Genomic DNA, 19,372 nt, shown 5'->3' with positions numbered 1-19,372 from the left:
CATACGATAGGGTTCTGTCACCCCACGCGTCACCAAATCGTCGACCATCACAGCGATATAACTCTGAGTGCGAGAAAGTTTGATTGGTTCTTCACCTAATACGCGCTTTGCAGCATTCGCTCCCGCCAACAACCCCTGCGCGCCGGCCTCCTCATAGCCCGTGGTGCCATTAATTTGCCCAGCAAGTGATAGACCAGGTAAACGCTTGAGTTGCAATGTGTGATCCAATTCTCGTGGATCAATATAGTCATATTCAATCGCGTAACCAAGTTGATTAATGATGGCATGCGAACACCCTGGCAGAGAGCGTACAACGAGCAGCTGAACATCTTCAGGAAGGCTCGTCGAAATCCCGTTTGGATATATGTTATCATCATCCAAACCTTCTGGTTCCAAGAAGATTTGATGTGAGTCCCGATCCGCAAACCTGACGACCTTGTCTTCGATCGAAGGACAATAGCGCGGCCCTAAGCTCTCGATACGGCCGGAATACATGGCAGACTTTTGTAAGTTATCTTGGATGATCTTGTGTGTGCCCGCATGAGTGCGCGTAATGTAGCAGGGCACTTGTTGTACGGTAATTTTCTTGGTTAGTGCAGAAAGTGGTTCAAGATCCTCGTCCCCGTGCTGCACGTCTAACTGATCCCAATCGATGGAGTTTTTGTCCAAACGTGGCGGTGTACCTGTTTTTAGTCGACCCAGGCGCAAACCCAACGCTTCCAGACGTTTAGAAAGACCCAATACGGGCTTTTCGCCAACACGCCCCGCAGGAATCTGCTGTTCACCCAAGTGAATTAGGCCACGCAAGAACGTTCCAGTCGTCAACACCACTTCTTCAGCACCAATACTGGTGCCATCACCCAAAACCACGCCCTGAATGACGTCTCGATCAACAATAAGATCGTCAACTTCACCCTCGATCACGCTGAGGTTTTCCTGCGCAACAATTGCGGCCTGCATGGCTTCTCTATAGAGTTTTCGATCTGCCTGCATGCGCGGCCCGCGCACAGCAGGACCCTTACGTCGATTGAGCATGCGATATTGAATACAAGCCTGATCTGCCACTCGGCCCATCAAACCGTCCAGCGCATCAATTTCACGGACCAAATGCCCTTTACCCAAACCGCCGATCGCTGGGTTGCACGACATTTCACCAATTTTGTTGAATTTGTGGGTGACGAGAGCAGTCTTCACGCCAAGGCGTGCTGAAGCAGCTGCAGCTTCACAACCAGCATGTCCACCACCCACGATGATGACATCAAATCTATCCGTCATGCTTTTTCCAACACTTTGTTTCACGTGAATCATTTGCCAATACAAAAACCAGCGAAGAGCTCGTCAAGTACATCTTCTGTGCCCACCTCGCCGATCAGACGACCTAAGACGTAGGAGGCAACTCTGAGTTCTTCTGCAAGCAGCTCTGGTGCATACACCAATTTTGATGCTCGATCCAGCGCATCCCGCGCTTCAGTCAATGCGGCCTGATCACGTTTGTGAGAAATAAGCAATGTTTCACGTGAATCATTCATCTTGGTTACCTGATCCACAAGTAGTTTTTTGAACGCTTTTAGTCCATCATCTGTTTTTACACTGATATTAACATCAGCGGAAAACTTGGCATCTGTTTCACGTGAATCCAATTTTGTGCCAACGATCATGTCAAACGAAAACCCATCAGGCAATTGGCCATCGTCCGTCAAGCCGATCACGATATCGGCCAACGAGGCCGAATTGCGTGTTCGTTCAATGCCAATGCTCTCCACATGATCAACGGTCTCTCGGATACCGGCCGTATCAAATAATCGAAACAAAACGCCGCCGAGATCTATTTCAACTTCGATGACATCACGTGTGGTGCCGGGGACTTCAGTCACAATAGCCACCTCTGATCGCGAAAGAGCATTCAGCAGTGAAGACTTGCCAACGTTAGGATGGCCTACAAGCGCCACACGCACACCTTCGCGGATCATGCGTCCCTGATTAAACTCACCAAGTTCGCAGGAGATTTCTTCGTGTAGCTTTTTTAGGTCGCTGCTATAAGTGATAGGCAGCTCAAAAGGTACATCATCCTCGTCAGAAAAATCTAATCTCGCCTCGATCTCTGCACGCAGTTTTACCAATTGCAGGCGCCAAGTGGACAGTTTCTCGCTGAGGCCGCCTTGCATTCGTGCCGCCGCAAGTGCCCTTTGGCTTTCGGTCTGAGCGTCAATAAGATCAGCAATACCCTCGACGCGGGTTAGATCTAACTTGCCATTCTCAAACGCTCTACGGGTAAATTCCCCAGCTTCAGCAAGCCGTACACTGGGCATTTGGATCATTTGATCCAACACGAATTGCACCACAGCGCGGCTGCCATGTACTTGCAGCTCAACAAGGTCTTCTCCAGTAAAACTAGCCGGATTTGGAAAGAACAAAACTAATCCCTCATCAATCACACTATGATCGATGGGGGACTTTAGTTTTGCGAATTTTGCGAAACGTGCGGCAGGTTGTTTGATTCCAAACAGAGCACAAATGTCCCCTGCACCGGGCCCCGACGCCCGGATAACAGCAACACCCGATGGCAATTGACCCGATGACAGCGCGACAATTGTGTCTGATTGCTGTCCAAGTGTCATTTTATTGCCCTAGGTGTTCATTGAATCAAAGAAATCGGTGTTTGATTTTGTTTGGCGTAATTTGTCGAGCAAGAATTCAACAGCATCAACGGTGCCCATTGGATTCAAAATACGACGCAGCACATACATTTTCTTGAGCATTTCGGGTTCGACCAAAAGCTCTTCTTTACGTGTGCCAGATTTTGTAATGTCGATTGCTGGGAATATCCGCTTGTCCGCTACTTTGCGATCCAAAATAATCTCTGAGTTCCCAGTTCCCTTAAACTCTTCAAAGATCACTTCATCCATCCGGCTGCCGGTATCGATCAGCGCCGTTGATATGATCGTAAGAGAACCACCATCTTCAATATTACGTGCAGCACCAAAGAAACGTTTAGGGCGCTGTAGCGCATTTGCATCCACACCACCGGTCAATACTTTGCCAGAGGAAGGGACAACGGTGTTGTAGGCACGTCCCAACCGGGTAATCGAATCAAGCAAAATCACAACATCGCGCTTATGCTCGACCAAACGTTTTGCTTTTTCAATAACCATTTCCGCCACTTGAACGTGACGACTGGCCGGTTCATCAAACGTGGATGAAATCACCTCGCCGCGCACCGAGCGCTGCATATCAGTAACCTCTTCAGGGCGTTCGTCGATCAAAAGTACGATCAAGTAACATTCTGGGTGATTGGTAGCGATTGATTGTGCAATATTTTGCAACAATACGGTCTTACCTGTTCGAGGTGGTGCAACAATCAATGCACGCTGGCCCTTGCCCAAAGGTGCGACCAAATCAATAATGCGCGCACTCTTATCTTTACTCGTGGGATCCTGAACTTCCATTTTGAAACGTTCTTCAGGATAAAGCGGCGTCAAATTGTCAAAGTTGATTTTGTGCCGTGCGCGTTCAGGTTCTTCAAAATTGACCGTATTCACTTTAAGCAAAGCAAAATAGCGCTCGCCATCCTTAGGGGACCGGATTTGACCCTCAACAGTATCCCCTGTGCGCAAAGAAAACTTGCGGATCTGTGATGGGCTCACATAAATATCATCAGGACCCGGCAAATAGTTCGCATCAGGACTGCGCAAGAAGCCAAATCCATCCGGTAGAATCTCAACAACGCCCTCACCCGTGATGTCTACGTCATTTTCAGCAAGTTCTTTAAGTATGGCAAACATCAATTCTTGTTTGCGCAATGTGCTTGCGTTTTCTACTTCTACTTGTTCGGCAAACGCCAACAATTCGGCTGGCTTTTTAGCCTTAAGCTCACTGAGCTTCATATTCTGCATAAAGGACGTATCCTGGTGCTGGCAGATCATAATAATGGGGTGGGGAGACGTAAACGAGGTCGATTTGTCGAAAGGACCGATGTGTTTCGTTGGAGTTGGCGGTGTATATCGCAAATAGTGAACTTTGACAAGGAAAAATCGTCAAAATCCACGAATTCAAAAGCTAAAACGGCTTAACAATCACCATTATAACAATCAATATCATCAATATCGTTGGCACTTCATTGATCAAACGAAAATAGCGGCTTGGTTTTTTGTTTTCACCCGCAGCAAAAGCCTTTTGATGACCAGCCAAGTGAACATGAACGCCCGTGAGACCAATAACACCAAGCCCTTTAATCCAGGCCCAAATGTCACCAATACTTGCCATTTGAAAGCCAAAAACCAACCACAATCCAAAGATCCAAGAGGCAATCATCGCAGGCGTCATGATCGCTTTAAGCAAGCGCCGCTCCATAATGATAAACGTATCAGACTGAACAGAACCATGCACCGCATCGCAATGATAAACAAATAGTCGGGGCAAATACAAAAGCCCCGCCATCCAAGCGATCACAGAAATAACATGCAGCGCTTTAACCCATTCCATTCGCTCAGTGACCCTTAACGTGGTTTACGAGTGCCTCTACATTTTCAATTGGTGTTTGCGGCACAATACCGTGTCCCAAATTAAAAATGTGCGGCCGACCTTTAAATGCTGTAACAATTTCATCAGCGCGATCAAGCATTTGCTTGCCACCAGAAACCAAACGCAAGGGATCAAGATTGCCCTGAACGGTAGCCAATGGCGAAATATTGTCCCGCGCATAAGCCAACGGCATAGCATAGTCCAACCCAACAGCATTAACCCCAGTTGCTTTAATATACCCTGGGATCATAGTTGCTGCGCCACGCGGAAACCCAATAATTGGCGCATCAGGGCGCACAGCACGTACTTTGTTCACCAGCTTCACCGTTGGTTTGACCACGAAGTTCTCAAAGTTCACTTCGTCCAGGTTCAGCGCCCAACTTTCAAAAATCTGTACAACATCTGCACCGGCGTCAAGTTGGGCCAATAAATATTGCGCGCTGGCCTCAACCAACATGTCCATCAATTGCGCAAAAAAGTCGGGATGAGCCAACGCAAAAAGTCTTGCTTTAGCTTGATCAGGAGATCCACGCCCGCCAAGCATATAGGTTGCTACGGTCCAAGGTGCACCACAAAAACCAATCAAGGTCTTATCATCATCAATAGCTGCACGAACCCCACGAACAGTTTCTAAAACAGGTGCTAAATGCTCAAGAACCCTGGAAACATCAAGTTTAGCCAAATCATTAGCATTCTCGATTTCCGTTAAAATTGGTCCCTCACCTACTTCGAACCTTACATCCTGCCCCAAAGCATCGGGGATCACCAAAATATCAGAAAAAAGGATTGCAGCATCAAGATCAAAGCGACGTAATGGCTGTAATGTTACTTCAATAGCCTTTTGCGGCGTGTAGCATAGGTCCAAAAATCCTTTAGTGGATGCACGCACTTCCCGGTACTCAGGTAAATACCGTCCGGCTTGGCGCATAATCCACATAGGTGGCACGTCATCTACAAATCCTCTGACACAATCCAGTAACTTCCGACCCGTCTTTTCTACCACCAATTAATCCGATCCCTATCTAAATAAGATTCTATTCTTAGATTCTTCTTCTTCTTTATGCCTGTGTTTTGCAGGAATTCTTTTCGTTCCACAAGTCTTGTCCACATGTGGCAAATCCGCGCCAATTGTGGGTTTGATTTTAGAACCAAGCCGCCAAATGGTGAATAAAACCTTAAAACGATTGGTTACCGGAACGTTAACATATATTTTGCCTGTTCATATTAACGGGATAACCTGTGCAAAAACTGGGATAGAATTGAACATCAATTCACTGTCCACATATGCACGTGTTTACACCAATCAATGTCCACCGAGCATATCCTGTGGATGAGATTCAAACCAACGGGTATAAAAATCACGGAACTCGAAATTTGCCCGCGCTTATCGATTTGGCCCCCCAAACGGTGGATAACTATGTGGATATCGCAAATCAACCCGGTTAAGTCTTTGATATTATGATCATTCTCGCATCAAAAAGCAAAACAAGAATTCAACTTATGCAGAATGCAGGTCTGCAATTCACTGCAGAAACTGCCCGAATCGATGAACGAGAAATTGAAGCGAAACAGCTCGATGCATCCTTTGATCAACCAAACCTAACCGCAAAATTGGCAGACGCTAAAGCCATTGAAGTGTCGCAGTGTCATCCACAGGCTCTTGTCGTCGGCGCAGACCAAACCTTGAGTATTAATAATTCATATTTGCATAAACCCATTGATATTGAAGGTTTGCGCCACCAATTAGACGGGTTAAAAGGCAAAACACACACGCTTTGCGCCGCAGTATCACTCGCTAAAAACGGCAATATTATTTGGCAGCATCAAAGCCTAGCCCATTTGACAATGCACGATTTTTCAAACCAAGAACGCGATCATGTCATCGAATTGGAAGGTGAAAGGTTGTTGCAAAGTGTTGGTGGCTATCGATTAGAGGGGCCCTCAATTCGTTTCTTTAAAGAAATAGATGGCGACTATTTCACCATTTTGGGTTTACCGCTCTTGCCTTTGCTAAGCGCGTTGCGCGAACAGAAAGCCATTTAGATGAAACGTGCATTTGTTATTGGTCACCCCATTTCCCATTCGAAATCCCCAATTCTACACGGCCACTGGCTTGATGAGCTCAATATTGATGGAACTTATGTGGCAATCGACGTGGCCCCAATAGATTTGCCAGAGTTTGTGGATCAAATAAAAAGTGGCAGCTTCATCGGTGGCAACGTAACCGTTCCCCATAAGGAGGCGGTAATGACGTTGTGCGACAAAATCACAGCGACAGCCGAAAAAATCGGCGCCGTGAATACCTTATGGCTTGAAGACGGCAGATTAATCGGTGACAACACAGATAAGTATGGCTTTTTGGCCAACCTAGACCAGCGGTTGGCTGATTGGGACAAAGAAATACAAAACGCAATTGTTTTGGGTGCGGGCGGCGCTGCTCGGGCAGTCCTGGTTGGGTTAGCAGAACGTGGTTTCCAAAGCATTCGGGTGCTGAACCGGACCTCCGATCGCGCACAATCCCTGTGCAACGCTTTAAACAAAGTTTTTGAAAACAAGCCGTTCGTCGCTTCGTTACTCAGTGATTTCAATAAATTAGCGCCGCATGCAGATTTGATCGTTAACACAAGTGCTGTTGGAATGGGGGGGACAAAGTTTCAAGATCTCGATCTAAGCCTTGCACAAACACATACCATCGTCACCGACATCGTCTATACGCCGCTTGAAACCCCATTGCTTGCTGATGCACGACAAGCGGGCCTGCGAACCGTAGATGGGGTCGGGATGTTGTTGCATCAGGCTGTACCCGGCTTTGAGCGCTGGTTTGGCGCGCGGCCAACGGTTAGTTCGACGTTGCGTGAAAAGATATTGGGGGCACAATCGTGATAAAACTTGGCCTTACCGGTTCCATGGCCACTGGAAAATCGACCGTCGCTTCAATGTTTGGGAAACGTCATGTGCCCATTTATGATGCTGATAAGGCAGTACATAAGCTTTATCAAAATGAAGCTATAGTGCCTGTCGGTAAGGCTTTCCCAAAAGCGGTTATTGATGGAAAAATTGATCGCGCAGCCCTAGCGGGCGAAGTCTTGGGCGATAAAGGTAAACTGGCACAACTTGAAGCGATTGTGCATCCTTTGGTGCATCAAAAAATGCATGAATTTATCTCCTTTCACCAAAATGTTGGGCAAAAACTGGTCGTACTGGAAATTCCACTGCTATTTGAAACGGGAAAGGCTTACCCGCTCGACAAAATCGCCGTTACTTTTTGCGATGATCAAACACAAAAGCAACGCGCTATGGCGCGTCCTGGCATGAGCGAAGAAAAATTCGCCGCCATCAAAGAGCGCCAAATGTCCCAGCAGGACAAAATACAGCGCGCCGATTTTTTGATAGATACGGGGAAAACGCCAGATCAAACCCAACAAATGGTGGATGAAATCATTCAAACTTGCCGGGCGCTGGTGAATGACTAAACTGGCGACCAACATCCAAAGACCAGTAGAAGCGATCTAATTAATGGGCATTCGGGAAATTGTTCTTGATACAGAAACCACAGGCTTGAGCGCTGCAAAGGGCGATCGGTTGGTGGAAATTGGCTGTGTTGAACTGATGAACCATATTCCAACCGGCAAAACATTCCACAAATACTGCAATCCAGAACGTGACATGCCCGAAGAAGCCTTCAAAGTGCATGGGTTGTCCGAAGAGTTTCTGGCAGATAAACCACTGTTCAAAAATGTGGCACAAGATTTCATTGATTTCATTGAAGATTCTGTACTGATCATCCACAACGCCCCTTTTGATATGGGGTTCTTGCAGGCTGAACTCGAATGGAGCAAATTCCCGCGCATTGAAAATGACGTGATTGATACAGTTTTGCTGGCGCGCAAAAAACATCCCGGAGCGCGGGTTAATCTGGATGCGCTGTGCCGAAACTATGGTATCGATTTGTCCCGTCGTACCCTGCACGGCGCGCTTTTGGACAGTGAGATCTTAGCAGAGGTCTACCTTGAGCTAATCGGCGGCCGGCAGGTCGCTTTCAGCCTTGCGCAAGAAACAAAAGATGAAGCGGGCATCTCTATATCCAAAACCAGCGTTAAACAGCGCGCAACGCCCTTACCCTCACCCCTAAATGAAAAGCAGCGACAAAGTCACAAGGACTTCGTCGCTGGCTTGTCCGATATGCCAATTTGGCAAAAATACTGGTCACAAAACCAATAATCAAAGAGACAGATTAATTAACTGTCGACTCTTCGCCTTCTTTGATTTTCGCAGCAGCTGCTTCCAAGTTCTGACGGTAAATCGCTGAAAAATCAACAGGTTCCATCAACAATGGAGGGAAGCCGCCATTTTGAGTGATGCTTGAAAGGATTTGACGTGCAAACGGGAAAATCAGCCGTGGGCATTCAATCATCACAAGTGGGTGCATTTGGTTTTCTGGGAAGTTTTGAATGTCGAACAGGCCGCCATAGACCAATTCAACATTAAACAGCACATTGTCATCGCGCTCAGCTTTCGCGTTGATCGTCAGTTCAACAGCGTAAATCTTCTCGTCTTGCTTTTGCGCGCTAACATTTATGCTAATACCGATTTGCGGTGCTGCACCCGGGGCAAGCGAAGCCGGCGCATTTGGGTTCTCAAAGCTGAGGTCTTTGATATATTGGCCAACAATGTGCAACGAGGGTTGTGGTGCATTCTGATCAGCGGTTGTGTTTGGTGTTTCTTCGGCCATTTATCTGCCCATCTTTCCAATAAAAAAACTCGGTGTTTTGGCTATCATCTTTAGACTAAAGCAGCAAGAACCGAACGCCTTATGCGTCGATTTTACTGGTCTTTGCCGCGCCAACGCTCGTCTTCTAGGTCAATCACCCCGTCTTCGTTCTGCAAGGGAGGTGGCCGATGGGTGGGATCCTGCGCAGAATATTGAGATGAATATTGGGTGTAACCGCTGGCGGAAACAATGCTGATGCGCTGCCGCAACTGTTCAAAAATGAAATAGCGAACTTGGGGCACAAATAGTGCGAAGCCAACCGCATCGGTAAAAAAACCTGGGGTGAGCAGCAAAGCACCCGCAATCGCAAGCATGATACCGTCAACAATGGAGCGTCCCGGGAACTGGCCCGCACCTAATTTGCCCTGGACCTCAGCCCACACCGCAAACCCTTGCAGCCGCAGCAAATATGAACCCAAAACGGCCGTAAACACCACGCCGCCCATGGTCCACCAAAAGCCAACCAACCCGCCCATTGCAACAAAAATGGCAATCTCGACAATCGGTACAAGCAAAAACAGTGCGAACAAATAGCGTCCCAAAACATCTTCCTTTCAATCAAAAAGCCGGACAAAGTGAACCAAATCACATAAATAGCGCGTATCAGCGCTGGTCACAGGCCTGTTTCGTTCTATATATAGGAGCGATTGACAAAGAATACGAGTACCGCGTGACGGTATAAAATAGAGGCAGATATGGGCGAATTTATAGACATTCCAACGATATTCTTTTTGGTTGTTGCCGTGGTGGTTTTGCTGCGTCTCCGAAATGTCTTGGGCACCCGTGATGGCTTTGAAAAGCCACCCGAGCACAAAGACGCTTCCATTAATGAAAGCGATGCGGACGAAGGCAATGTGGTTAGTCTGCCCAACCGCGAACGACCAATCGCTCCTGTGAATTTGGACGCACAAAAACGTCGCTTGAAATTGGATGCCGAAATTGAGCGCCTTGCAAAGGGTGATGAAGCACTTGCGGCTGTCCTGAACCAAATTATCGAAGAAGACCAGAGCTTTAGCCCAAAATCCTTTATGGATGGCGCCATTTCTGCATACGAAATGGTTGTGGTGGCTTATGCGCAGGGGGACCGCAAAACCCTTAAAATGATATTAGACAAACAAGTCTACGAGGGTTTTGAATCCGCTATTGCGGAACGAGAGTCACGCGGTGAAACAGTTGATTTTACCTTTGTTGGATTTTCTGACGTCACGCTGCGTGCCGCTGAGGTGGACAATAAAATCGCAAATGTGACCATTCAATATGCTGCGCAAGTGGTTTCTGCTACCAAAAGCGCCGATGGCGAATTGATTGATGGCGATGAAGAAGCAGTGGTGAATATTTCCGACGAATGGACTTTTTCTCGCAACACAAAGTCACGCGATCCAAATTGGAAACTGATCAGCACCAACCAGCTCGACTAAACAAACGGATCAATACGACAAATGTCACGCGCCAAAAAACCGCCAAAAGACATCGCTGATTGGCACCTTTGGACGGAAGTGACAAAGTCGGTCAGTCCGCTTAAACCCCGCGAGCAGAACATCTTGCGGGTCAAGCGGCCTGAATTGCCTAGCGCGCTCGATCAGGACCAGATCAAAAGGCCGCGAGCAAAAGTGCGCCCACTCGCAAAAAGCTGGGCGCCGCTCGCCACCCACATCCATAATACCGACCGCCATTTGCCCCATTTCAATTCCGTAAGCCTTGCGCCAAAAGCCGACAAGCCAATGGATCAAAAACTGCGCCGCAAAATCGCACGTGGTCGGATTTCCATTGATGCAACGCTCGATTTACACGGTATGCGCCAATTTGAGGCCCATTCGGCTCTGATCCATTTCATTAGCGTTTCCTTTCATCGTGGTGACCGCAATGTTTTGGTGATCACTGGCAAGGGCGTCAAACGCACCGGCTATGCTGAGTTTGAACAAAAGGGCGTGCTGCGCAATCTTGTTCCACGTTGGTTAAAGGAGCCTGCGTTGATCCATATGGTCGCGGGCATTGATGCGGCAGCGCAAAACCACGGCGGGGCAGGGGCGCTTTATGTTCGACTAAAAAAGGCAAGCAAATGACCCCGCTTGGCGCAAAAATCCGCAAAATTCGCAAGGATCGGGACATTTCGCTCAAACAAATGGCTGCAGATCTCAACATTTCTAGCGCTTATTTGTCTGCTTTGGAACATGGTCATCGCGGCACCCCAACTTGGTTCATGCTACAACGCATCATTACCTATTTTAATGTGATTTGGGACGAAGCAGAGGAACTGCAGCGTTTGGCTGAAATCTCTGATCCCAAGGTAACGATTGATACTTCGGGCATGCCCCCAAAGGCCACGGAGTTGACCAACAGACTGGCACAAAATATCGATAGTTTGGAAGAAGAAGACCTTGCCTATCTCACCCAAGAGATTGAACAGCGCGGCGCACGGGCACGCGCAAAAAATAGATAAAATTCAAATTCCGATATTTATGTGATCCAATCGCGGTTGCGCTGCGTTTCCTAGTTAACTCTTTTGGGGAACATGCGTAAATGGCTGGTTTTGGTTCTCAAGCAGGCGCTCATCACACCGCCCAAGACCTCGAAAATTTGCTCGCCCGTGTCGCGTTGAAAGACCGGCAGGCTTTTTCCCAGCTGTATAATCGTACCTCAACGAAACTTTTTGGCGTTTGCTTTCGTATCTTGAACAACAGGAGCGAAGCAGAAGACGTGATTCAAGAAGTTTACATAAAAGTTTGGAATAGAGCAGACCAATTTGCCACAGGCCGCGCATCTGTGATTGCTTGGATGGCCACCATTGCGCGCAATCATGCGATTGATCGCTATCGAGCGCGAGGTAAACCGACGCAACAGCTGGACGATCATTTGGACCTGCAAGATGTGGGGCCAACCCCAGAGCAAGCCCTTTTGCAAGCCGACCAAAAGAACCAAATTGATCTTTGCTTGGATCAGTTAAAAAGTGATCATGCCTTGGCTGTTCGCCATACGTTTTTGTCTGGCTGGTCTTATCAGGAAGCCGCCGATACGCTTAATATACCCCTTAATACTGTTAAGACCTGGATCAGACGCAGTCTCATGCAATTAAAGGAGTGTTTGAAATCATGACGTCTCCTTTAAACGAACGCGACAAAATGTTGGCGGCTGAACAAGCCATGGGTGTGCTTGAAGGTCAATTGCGCGAAGAAGCGGCCAAACGGTACGAAACCGAAATAGAATTTCGTCACGAAGTAGATGAATGGTCAGAACGGCTGCTGCCTTTGCTGGATCAGGTGCCGTCCGCTTCGCCTTCCCCCGCTGTTTGGCAAAACATTGAAAGAGCTATTGGCACATCTAAAACAAATTCTTCACCTTGGTGGGCAGCAATTTTTAGCGCGAATTTCCTTGCGCCAAGTTTTGCTGGTGCTCTAGCTGTTTTGATTTTGGTGGTTGGCATTAATTATTTGCCGCTTTCTTTTGCCCCCCAACCAACACTAACAGCAACATTGAACGGAGAAGCTGCGCCTCAGGCGATGTTGGCCAGTTTTGACCAACGTTCGGGTACTCTGACCCTCACCACCAATATGCAAGCGGCAGATGGCCACGAACACGAATTGTGGGTGATTGCGGGCGAAGGGGCTAAACCGGTGTCCATGGGCCTAGTTGCACCAAAGGCAACTGCATCCATCACTCTGCCTGATGATATTCGCCAACTATTGGCACAAGGCGCGGTTTTGGCCATTTCTGTTGAGCCAACCGGTGGGTCGAAAACGGGACTACCAACAGGCCCTGTGATCGCAACGGGCATATTAGATTTCGCATAAAGCGCTGATTTATAACATGTTTCAAAATAAAATGAGTTTTTTGAAACATTTCTGAACGCTCTCCCGTTCCTTTATTAACCCCGAAAAATGGGGGCACTTAGGAAACGGAGAACTTAGAATGATTAAATCAATTTTGAAATCCTCAACAGCACTTGTTATGGCAGCTGGCATCGCATTAGCATCTTCTGCAGCTTTTGCAGAAAACCCAATGGTTGGTGGCGCGCCAATGTTTGAAGACAAAAACATTGTCGAAAATGCTGTGAACTCAAAAGACCACACCACATTGGTTGCCGCAGTTAAAGCTGCAGGGCTTGTGGACACATTGGCATCAAGTGGTCCGTTTACAGTTTTTGCCCCAGTAAATGCGGGTTTTGCTGCATTGCCTGAAGGCACAGTTGAAACATTGTTGGAACCAGAAAACAAAGACATGCTGGTGAAAGTGCTTACAGCGCACGTGGCAGCAGGCAACTGGTCCGGTGCTGACATTATGAAAAACGCAATGGATAATGGTGGCACTTGGGCATTTAAAACGGTGAGCGGTGATACTTTGACCGCACAGGTACAAAATGACCAACTTTATATCATTGATGAAAATATGAACGCGTCAAAAGTGACGATTGCGGACGTGAAACAGTCAAATGGCGTGATCCATGTGGTCAGCTCAGTTTTGGTCCCAAAATAAGTCTGTGAGCATTGGTCGGCTCGCATAAGAGCCGACCATACTTAATCACATCCAATGTAAGGAAACATCATGCCAGGCAATTCAAATAGCAATAGACGCTCTTTTTTAAAGCGGGGCGGACTTATGCTTGGTGCGGTTGCGCTTGCCGGGATCGGTGGGGGCTCATATTTTTTGCAGCGAAAAGGTTCAAATGCCAATGCTGCAGAAGGGAATTTTGAAATAGTACGCACACCGGCAGAATGGAAAAATCTACTCTCAGAGAACCAATATTTGGTGTTGCGAGAAGAAAAGACTGAAAAGCCATATACATCTGATTTACTTGAGGAAAAGCGTGATGGTACCTACCATTGTGCAGGCTGTGACCTCGCGGTTTACCCCTCAGACAGCAAATTTGAGAGTGGCACAGGTTGGCCCAGTTTTTGGGCCCCCATTGACGGCGCTATTGGCACCAAACCAGATAATACATTATTTGCCACTCGCACTGAAGTGCATTGCAGACGTTGCGGTGGCCATTTCGGGCACATTTTTGATGATGGGCCAAAACCCACCGGCAAGCGACATTGCCTAAACGGCTTGGCACTAACGTTTCAAGCCGCCTAAATCATAAACTACTGTCCGTCTCTTTTGCCCCAACTAAGACGGAACAAGCAACAAGCGTGTCTGGTCCAAGCCAAACACGCTTGTTTTTGATTAAAGGATAAAGCGACTTAAATCCGTGTCGCTGGCCAATTCACCCACCTGCTTGCGCACATAGTCGCCGTCAATCTGAATGGTTTCGCCATCTTTGTCCGGGGCGTCGAACGAAATGTCTTCGACCAGCTTTTCCATAACGGTCTGCAAGCGCCGCGCCCCAATGTTTTCGATCTTTGAGTTGATCGCCACCGCCAACTCCGCGATAACGTCGATCGCGTCGTCGGTGAAATCAAGCGTCACGCCCTCTGTGCCCATCAACGCCACATATTGCTTGATCAAGCTGGCATCGGTGTCGTTCAAGATGCGTACGAAATCCTCATGGACCAGGGCCCGCAATTCAACACGGATCGGCAAACGGCCCTGCAATTCAGGCAAAAGATCCGAGGGTTTGGCCACATGAAATGCGCCCGATGCTATAAACAAAATATGATCGGTTTTCACCGCGCCATGTTTTGTTGAAACAGTGGTGCCTTCAATCAATGGCAACAAATCTCGCTGCACGCCTTCACGAGACACATCACCGCCCGAACGCCCGTCGCGCACGCAGATCTTATCGATTTCATCCAAAAAGACGATGCCGTGATTTTCAACAAGATCAATCGCATCTGCGGTGATTTTGTCTTGATCCAAAAGCTTGTCAGCTTCTTCATTGATCAACAATTCATAGCTGTCTTTCACCTTCACAGTGCGTTTGATGCCTTTTTGCTTAAAGGCATTGCCCAGCATATCCGACAGATCAATCATGCCCACATTTGCGCCAGGCATGCCCGGCATCTCAAACATTGATTGTCCTTTAGGCGCGCTGACCTCAACTTCAATTTCTTTGTCGTCTAGCTCATTGCTGCGGAGTTTAGCGCGAAAGCTTTCTCGCGTTGATGCGGTCGCAGATTGGCCCACCAAGGCGTCCAGCACCCGTTCTTCGGCCTGCAAATGGGCTTTGGCTTGAACTTCTTTACGACGTTTGTCGCGCAACAGTGAAATGCCCGCTTCAACCAAGTCGCGTACAATTTGTTCCACATCGCGGCCCACGTAGCCCACTTCAGTAAACTTTGTGGCTTCCACTTTTACAAATGGCGCTTGGGCCAATTTTGCCAGCCGGCGCGAGATTTCGGTTTTGCCGACGCCAGTTGGCCCAATCATTAAAATGTTCTTCGGGCTAACTTCTTGACGCAATTCGCTATCAAGCTGCTGGCGGCGCCAGCGATTGCGCAGGGCCACAGCCACAGCGCGTTTGGCGTCTTTTTGACCCACAATATAGCGGTCTAGTTCCGAAACAATTTCACGGGGTGAAAAGCTAACTTCACTCATACTGTCTTACCTTCCGGCGCCTCATCTAAAAAGCGCACCATCAGTTCTTCATCTATATATTTTTCGTTTACGAAAAGACTGCGCGGCTCAATGCCGTAGGTTCTAAAACCCGCCTTTTCATATGATTTTTTCGCCGCAGAATTTGTGGCCCCAACCCCAAGATGGAGCTGAATGATTTTCTTCGAGCGTGCGTGATCCGCCAAATGCTCGATGATCTGTCGACCAACACCTTGGCCGCGCACCTTTGGCGCACAATACATGGATATCACATAGGCCCGGTGTCGCATTTTCAACCCACGTTCGCGAAAATAGGCACCAATAGCCACCAATTGATCCTCAGAAAATGCACCATAGGCCACCATATCCGTCAGCCATTCTTCAAAATGAGAAACGGGCTTGGACACCAATTCATCATAAGAAGATCCAAAGGCTTCCGGATGTGTTTTAAACGCTTCGAGCCGAACAGCGCGAAACGATGCGGCGTCACTTGCATTTAGCCGACGAATTGAAATGCTCATTCGTCCAAATCTATCGTCTCAACGGTTAGGCTTTCATTGGTATAAACACATATTTCAGCAGCGATTTTCATGGCCCGTCGTGCCACTTCTTCGGCTTGATAATCCGTGTCCATCAACGCACTGGCCGCAGCGAGTGCGTAATTACCACCAGATCCAATGCCTATCACCCCACTGTCGGGCGACAAAACATCGCCGGTGCCGGTTAAGACAAGGCTGTCCTTTTTGTCCGCAACAATCATCATGGCTTCCAAACGCCGCAAATAGCGGTCGGTGCGCCAGTCTTTGGCCAATTCAACGCAGGCGCGCATCAATTGGTCCGGATATTGCTCAAGTTTTGCTTCCAAACGCTCGAACAGCGTAAAGGCATCTGCGGTTGCACCCGCAAACCCGGTAATCACATTGCCGCCGGCTAATCGCCGTACTTTCTTTGCCGTGTGTTTAATCACTGTCGGCCCTAATGAGACTTGGCCATCTCCAGCCACAACCACTTTATTGCCCTTGCGAACCGTCAAAATAGTTGTGCCGCGCCATCCCGCTGAGCCTTGCTGATTTTCTTGCATAGTTTAGGTTTCTCCTGCAATTCGACTACCTATTTAGGCGTTCTGGCGTTAATTTCAATCACTTCGCCGCTTTAGCGACTTTTCGCCCTCCCCAAGAGGTGCTAATAAGACGCGACAAAAGATCGGATGAGCGAGATTTGTGCGCTCGAAAGCGAAAAGGTTGGATCAACGATGCGCCAAGCAAAACTGACCCGCAAGACCAATGAGACAGATATTTCTGTATCTGTGGATTTGGATGGTACTGGTAAGTCTAACATCAAAACAGGTGTTGGGTTTCTCGATCATATGCTGGATCAGGTTGCGCGACACGGCATGATTGACATTGAGATTTCAGCCAAAGGCGATTTGCACATTGATGCGCACCACACGACAGAAGATGTGGGCATTGCGCTGGGCCAAGCCATCAAAGTGGCTTTAGGCGACAAAAAAGGCATCCGCCGCTATGCATCGTGTGATTTGCCGATGGATGAAGCCCTGTCTCGCGCTGCAATTGATATTTCGGGTCGCCCGTTTCTTGTGTGGCGGGTTGAGTTCAAGCGCGACAAGGTGGGTGATTTTGACACCGAACTGTTCCAAGAATGGTTTCAGGCATTTGCCATGAACGCAGGCATTACCCTGCATGTGGAAAATGTCTATGGTGACAATGCGCATCATATCGCAGAAAGCTGCTTTAAAGCATTGGCCCGCGCCCTGCGTGACGCCATAGAGATCGACCCGCGCAATGCGGACAGAATTCCTTCCACCAAGGGTGTGCTGTAAGCCCTCTTGGTCCAAAGATTGAGGCACATAATGAGCCTTTTTGCCATATATGCAAAAGCCGCGGCTGCTGATCAGCCACAAACCTTAGCCCATGAAGATGTTGAGGTGATCAGGGATCGGTTTTCGATCCTTGCTTGCCTATTGACCCCCATATGGTGCATTTGGCATCGGTTGTGGCTTGAGTTGGTCGCCTATTTGGGCGTTGCCTTTGTGTTGGGATTTCTTGCCTTTTTTGTGGGCGAAGGCGCCGCCAGCTGGATTGGCTTTTTGGTTGCGGTTCTCATTGGGCTCGAAGCATCGGCCATTCGCGGTTATGCACTTACCCGCAAAGGATATCAATTCAAGGGTGAATTGATATCCCCAAACCCACGAGATGCTGAATGGCGTTACACCGCAGGGCAATTAAATGCTCAGCAAACGCTTCGCGACAGGGCGGAAAAACCGGTTCAAGCATCATCGCCCGGCCCTAGTTTTTCGACAACCTTATTGTCCAACGAACGTCCAACCGGAGCGGTGCAATGAGTGAAAAAATTGTAATCGTTGATTATGGCGCGGGCAATCTCAAGTCTGCCCAAAATGCCACCCAGCGCGCCGCGCGGGAACTCGCTGGTGAATGCGATGTGTTGGTTTCAAGTGATCCGAAAGACGTTCAAAACGCAGATCGGGTGATTTTACCCGGCGTTGGAGCCTTTGCCGACTGTATGAGTGGCCTCACATCGGTTGAGGGCATGGTAGATGCCTTGCACAAGCGTGTGATCTTGGACGCTGTGCCGTTCTTGGGCATTTGTGTGGGCATGCAGCTCTTGGCCAGCGAAGGGCGTGAAAAGGTCTATACGCACGGGCTTGATTGGATACCTGGCATTGTCAAACATATAGAACCCAAGGACCCAACGCTAAAAGTGCCGCACATGGGCTGGAACACCCTAACACAAATCAACGCCCATCCCATGATTGATGACTTAGACATTGGGCCAGATGGGCTAAATGCCTATTTTGTGCACTCTTATCACTTTGAAGTAGCGGACCCGGCACATTTGTTAGCGACGGTTGAATATGGCCAAACGCTAACCGCAATTGTTGGCCGAGAAAACCTGATCGCAACCCAGTTTCACCCGGAAAAAAGTCAGGCCCTAGGCCTCAAGTTCATTTCGAATTTCCTCAATTGGTCGCTTTGACGAAAGGCCTTAAATAGTATGATTTTGTTCCCAGCGATCGATCTTAAAGACGGTAAATGCGTACGCCTGCAAAAAGGCGATATGGATGCGGTGACGGTGTTCAACGATAATCCTGCCGATCAAGCCAAACAGTTTGAAACCCAGGGCTTTGAATATTTGCACGTGGTCGATTTGAATGGTGCTTTCGCGGGCGAAAGCGTCAATGGTGACGCAGTGGAAGCGATTATCAAAGCGGTCAATATGCCCGTGCAGCTTGGCGGCGGCATTCGCACCATTGAGCATATTCAAGCCTGGCTAGACCGCGGTTTGGCCCGCGTGATCCTTGGCACCATCGCTGTGCGTGACCCCGAGTTGGTCAAAGAGGCTTGCAAAAAATTCCCCGGCCAAATCGCTGTGGGCATTGATGCACGTGGCGGCAAAGTTGCGGTTGAAGGCTGGGCCGAGACATCAGAACTTGATGTGATCGAACTGGCGAAAGAGCCAGATCGTGACCCGGTGCAAAAAGGCTCTGCCCCCGTGCGGATGCCGATCAGAATTCGCAAATCCTGACCGGCAGTGAGATGTGTGGTTCGGCGCGACAACATCGCCACCAAGGCG

24 protein-coding genes and 1 pseudogene are annotated in these 19,372 nt (G+C 48.5%); 15 read left to right on the top strand and 10 right to left on the bottom strand.

Going from position 1 to position 19,372, the window contains the following annotated elements:
* The 5 genes from mnmG to hemE form a co-directional block, all read right to left on the bottom strand.
* A partial coding sequence (gene mnmG / locus Q0231_RS08215; RefSeq protein ID WP_299347041.1) for a tRNA uridine-5-carboxymethylaminomethyl(34) synthesis enzyme MnmG occupies positions 1 to 1,275 on the bottom strand: 1,275 nt, incomplete at its 3' end.
* Positions 1,276 to 1,304: 29 nt separating this feature from the next.
* Entirely contained in the window at positions 1,305 to 2,618 is a 1,314-nt protein-coding gene (mnmE, locus tag Q0231_RS08210) for a tRNA uridine-5-carboxymethylaminomethyl(34) synthesis GTPase MnmE (RefSeq protein WP_269393398.1), read from the bottom strand.
* 9 nt (positions 2,619 to 2,627) lie between these two features.
* Positions 2,628 to 3,893, bottom strand: a complete 1,266-nt coding sequence (rho, locus tag Q0231_RS08205) for a transcription termination factor Rho (RefSeq protein ID WP_269393397.1) — start codon at positions 3,891 to 3,893, stop codon at positions 2,628 to 2,630.
* Positions 3,894 to 4,056: 163 nt separating this feature from the next.
* A complete protein-coding gene (gene hemJ, locus Q0231_RS08200) occupies positions 4,057 to 4,482 on the bottom strand; it encodes a protoporphyrinogen oxidase HemJ (RefSeq protein ID WP_269393396.1) in 426 nt (141 codons plus the stop codon).
* 4 nt (positions 4,483 to 4,486) lie between these two features.
* Positions 4,487 to 5,524 carry a uroporphyrinogen decarboxylase gene (gene hemE, locus Q0231_RS08195; RefSeq protein WP_299347047.1) on the bottom strand — a complete coding sequence of 346 codons (1,038 nt, stop codon included), beginning with the start codon at positions 5,522 to 5,524 and terminating at the stop codon, positions 4,487 to 4,489.
* Between the two features lie 455 nt (positions 5,525 to 5,979).
* On the opposite strand from hemE, the gene Q0231_RS08190 reads away from it, so the two are divergent.
* Genes Q0231_RS08190 through dnaQ form a run of 4 tightly spaced genes read left to right on the top strand, consistent with a single transcriptional unit; the run spans position 5,980 to position 8,742 of the window.
* Positions 5,980 to 6,564, top strand: coding sequence for a Maf family protein (locus tag Q0231_RS08190; protein ID WP_299347037.1), 585 nt, complete (start codon positions 5,980 to 5,982; stop codon positions 6,562 to 6,564).
* Entirely contained in the window at positions 6,565 to 7,404 is an 840-nt protein-coding gene (locus Q0231_RS08185) for a shikimate dehydrogenase (RefSeq protein WP_299347035.1), read from the top strand. It abuts the gene before it with no gap.
* A complete protein-coding gene (gene coaE / locus Q0231_RS08180) occupies positions 7,401 to 7,994 on the top strand; it encodes a dephospho-CoA kinase (RefSeq protein WP_299347033.1) in 594 nt (197 codons plus the stop codon). The genes Q0231_RS08185 and coaE overlap by 4 nt, the downstream gene beginning before the upstream one ends.
* 49 nt (positions 7,995 to 8,043) lie before the next feature.
* A complete protein-coding gene (gene dnaQ, locus Q0231_RS08175; RefSeq protein ID WP_269393621.1) occupies positions 8,044 to 8,742 on the top strand; it encodes a DNA polymerase III subunit epsilon in 699 nt (232 codons plus the stop codon).
* A gap of 13 nt (positions 8,743 to 8,755) precedes the next feature.
* Here dnaQ and secB read toward each other — a convergent pair whose 3' ends face one another.
* Both secB and Q0231_RS08165 read right to left on the bottom strand, forming a co-directional pair.
* Positions 8,756 to 9,253 carry a protein-export chaperone SecB gene (gene secB / locus Q0231_RS08170; RefSeq protein WP_299347031.1) on the bottom strand — a complete coding sequence of 166 codons (498 nt, stop codon included), beginning with the start codon at positions 9,251 to 9,253 and terminating at the stop codon, positions 8,756 to 8,758.
* Positions 9,254 to 9,345: 92 nt separating this feature from the next.
* On the bottom strand, positions 9,346 to 9,834 hold the full coding sequence (locus Q0231_RS08165) for an FxsA family protein (RefSeq protein ID WP_299347029.1): 489 nt from the start codon (positions 9,832 to 9,834) through the stop codon (positions 9,346 to 9,348).
* A 153-nt stretch (positions 9,835 to 9,987) separates the two neighbouring features.
* On the opposite strand from Q0231_RS08165, the gene Q0231_RS08160 reads away from it, so the two are divergent.
* From Q0231_RS08160 to msrB, 7 genes are all read left to right on the top strand, one after another.
* A complete protein-coding gene (locus Q0231_RS08160) occupies positions 9,988 to 10,710 on the top strand; it encodes a Tim44/TimA family putative adaptor protein (RefSeq protein ID WP_299347027.1) in 723 nt (240 codons plus the stop codon).
* A gap of 21 nt (positions 10,711 to 10,731) precedes the next feature.
* Positions 10,732 to 11,355, top strand: coding sequence for a Smr/MutS family protein (locus Q0231_RS08155; protein WP_269393389.1), 624 nt, complete (start codon positions 10,732 to 10,734; stop codon positions 11,353 to 11,355).
* Positions 11,352 to 11,732 (top strand): helix-turn-helix transcriptional regulator, encoded by a 381-nt coding sequence (locus Q0231_RS08150; RefSeq protein WP_299347024.1) that lies wholly within the window; start codon positions 11,352 to 11,354, stop codon positions 11,730 to 11,732. The genes Q0231_RS08155 and Q0231_RS08150 overlap by 4 nt, the downstream gene beginning before the upstream one ends.
* Before the next feature lie 80 nt (positions 11,733 to 11,812).
* Positions 11,813 to 12,385, top strand: coding sequence for a sigma-70 family RNA polymerase sigma factor (locus Q0231_RS08145; protein ID WP_299347022.1), 573 nt, complete (start codon positions 11,813 to 11,815; stop codon positions 12,383 to 12,385).
* Complete coding sequence (locus Q0231_RS08140; RefSeq protein ID WP_299347020.1) at positions 12,382 to 13,080, top strand: anti-sigma factor; 699 nt, start codon at positions 12,382 to 12,384, stop codon at positions 13,078 to 13,080. Before Q0231_RS08145 ends, Q0231_RS08140 begins: the two co-directional genes overlap by 4 nt.
* 118 nt (positions 13,081 to 13,198) lie before the next feature.
* Entirely contained in the window at positions 13,199 to 13,762 is a 564-nt protein-coding gene (locus Q0231_RS08135) for a fasciclin domain-containing protein (protein WP_299347018.1), read from the top strand.
* Between the two features lie 69 nt (positions 13,763 to 13,831).
* Complete coding sequence (msrB, locus tag Q0231_RS08130) at positions 13,832 to 14,362, top strand: peptide-methionine (R)-S-oxide reductase MsrB (RefSeq protein ID WP_299347016.1); 531 nt, start codon at positions 13,832 to 13,834, stop codon at positions 14,360 to 14,362.
* Positions 14,363 to 14,452: 90 nt separating this feature from the next.
* On the opposite strand, the gene hslU is transcribed toward msrB, so the two are convergent.
* From hslU to hslV, 3 genes are read right to left on the bottom strand one after another with little or no spacing between them, the layout of a single operon-like run.
* Entirely contained in the window at positions 14,453 to 15,763 is a 1,311-nt protein-coding gene (gene hslU, locus Q0231_RS08125) for an ATP-dependent protease ATPase subunit HslU (RefSeq protein WP_299347014.1), read from the bottom strand.
* On the bottom strand, positions 15,760 to 16,281 hold the full coding sequence (locus Q0231_RS08120; RefSeq protein WP_299347012.1) for a GNAT family N-acetyltransferase: 522 nt from the start codon (positions 16,279 to 16,281) through the stop codon (positions 15,760 to 15,762). Before Q0231_RS08120 ends, hslU begins: the two co-directional genes overlap by 4 nt.
* Complete coding sequence (hslV, locus tag Q0231_RS08115) at positions 16,278 to 16,841, bottom strand: ATP-dependent protease subunit HslV (RefSeq protein WP_299347010.1); 564 nt, start codon at positions 16,839 to 16,841, stop codon at positions 16,278 to 16,280. Before hslV ends, Q0231_RS08120 begins: the two co-directional genes overlap by 4 nt.
* Before the next feature lie 171 nt (positions 16,842 to 17,012).
* Here hslV and hisB point away from each other — a divergent pair, with 171 nt between their 5' ends.
* The 4 genes and pseudogenes from hisB to Q0231_RS08095 all read left to right on the top strand — a co-directional run.
* Positions 17,013 to 17,600, top strand: a complete 588-nt coding sequence (gene hisB / locus Q0231_RS08110) for an imidazoleglycerol-phosphate dehydratase HisB (protein WP_299347043.1) — start codon at positions 17,013 to 17,015, stop codon at positions 17,598 to 17,600.
* 30 nt (positions 17,601 to 17,630) lie between these two features.
* A complete protein-coding gene (locus Q0231_RS08105; RefSeq protein ID WP_269393380.1) occupies positions 17,631 to 18,122 on the top strand; it encodes a DUF2628 domain-containing protein in 492 nt (163 codons plus the stop codon).
* Positions 18,119 to 18,775: an imidazole glycerol phosphate synthase subunit HisH gene (hisH, locus tag Q0231_RS08100; protein ID WP_299347008.1), complete on the top strand. Its 657-nt coding sequence runs from the start codon at positions 18,119 to 18,121 to the stop codon at positions 18,773 to 18,775. The genes Q0231_RS08105 and hisH overlap by 4 nt, the downstream gene beginning before the upstream one ends.
* Positions 18,776 to 18,793: 18 nt before the next feature.
* Positions 18,794 to 19,282: pseudogene (locus Q0231_RS08095) on the top strand (1-(5-phosphoribosyl)-5-[(5-phosphoribosylamino)methylideneamino] imidazole-4-carboxamide isomerase); the annotation flags it as partial.
* Positions 19,283 to 19,372: the final 90 nt, after the last annotated feature.

The organism is uncultured Maritalea sp. (genome assembly GCF_937139385.1).
Taxonomy (GTDB): Bacteria; Pseudomonadota; Alphaproteobacteria; order Rhizobiales; family Devosiaceae; genus Maritalea; species Maritalea porphyrae_A.
Note: the sequence above shows the minus strand (reverse complement) of the source record. Positions and strands in the feature narration are given on the sequence as shown.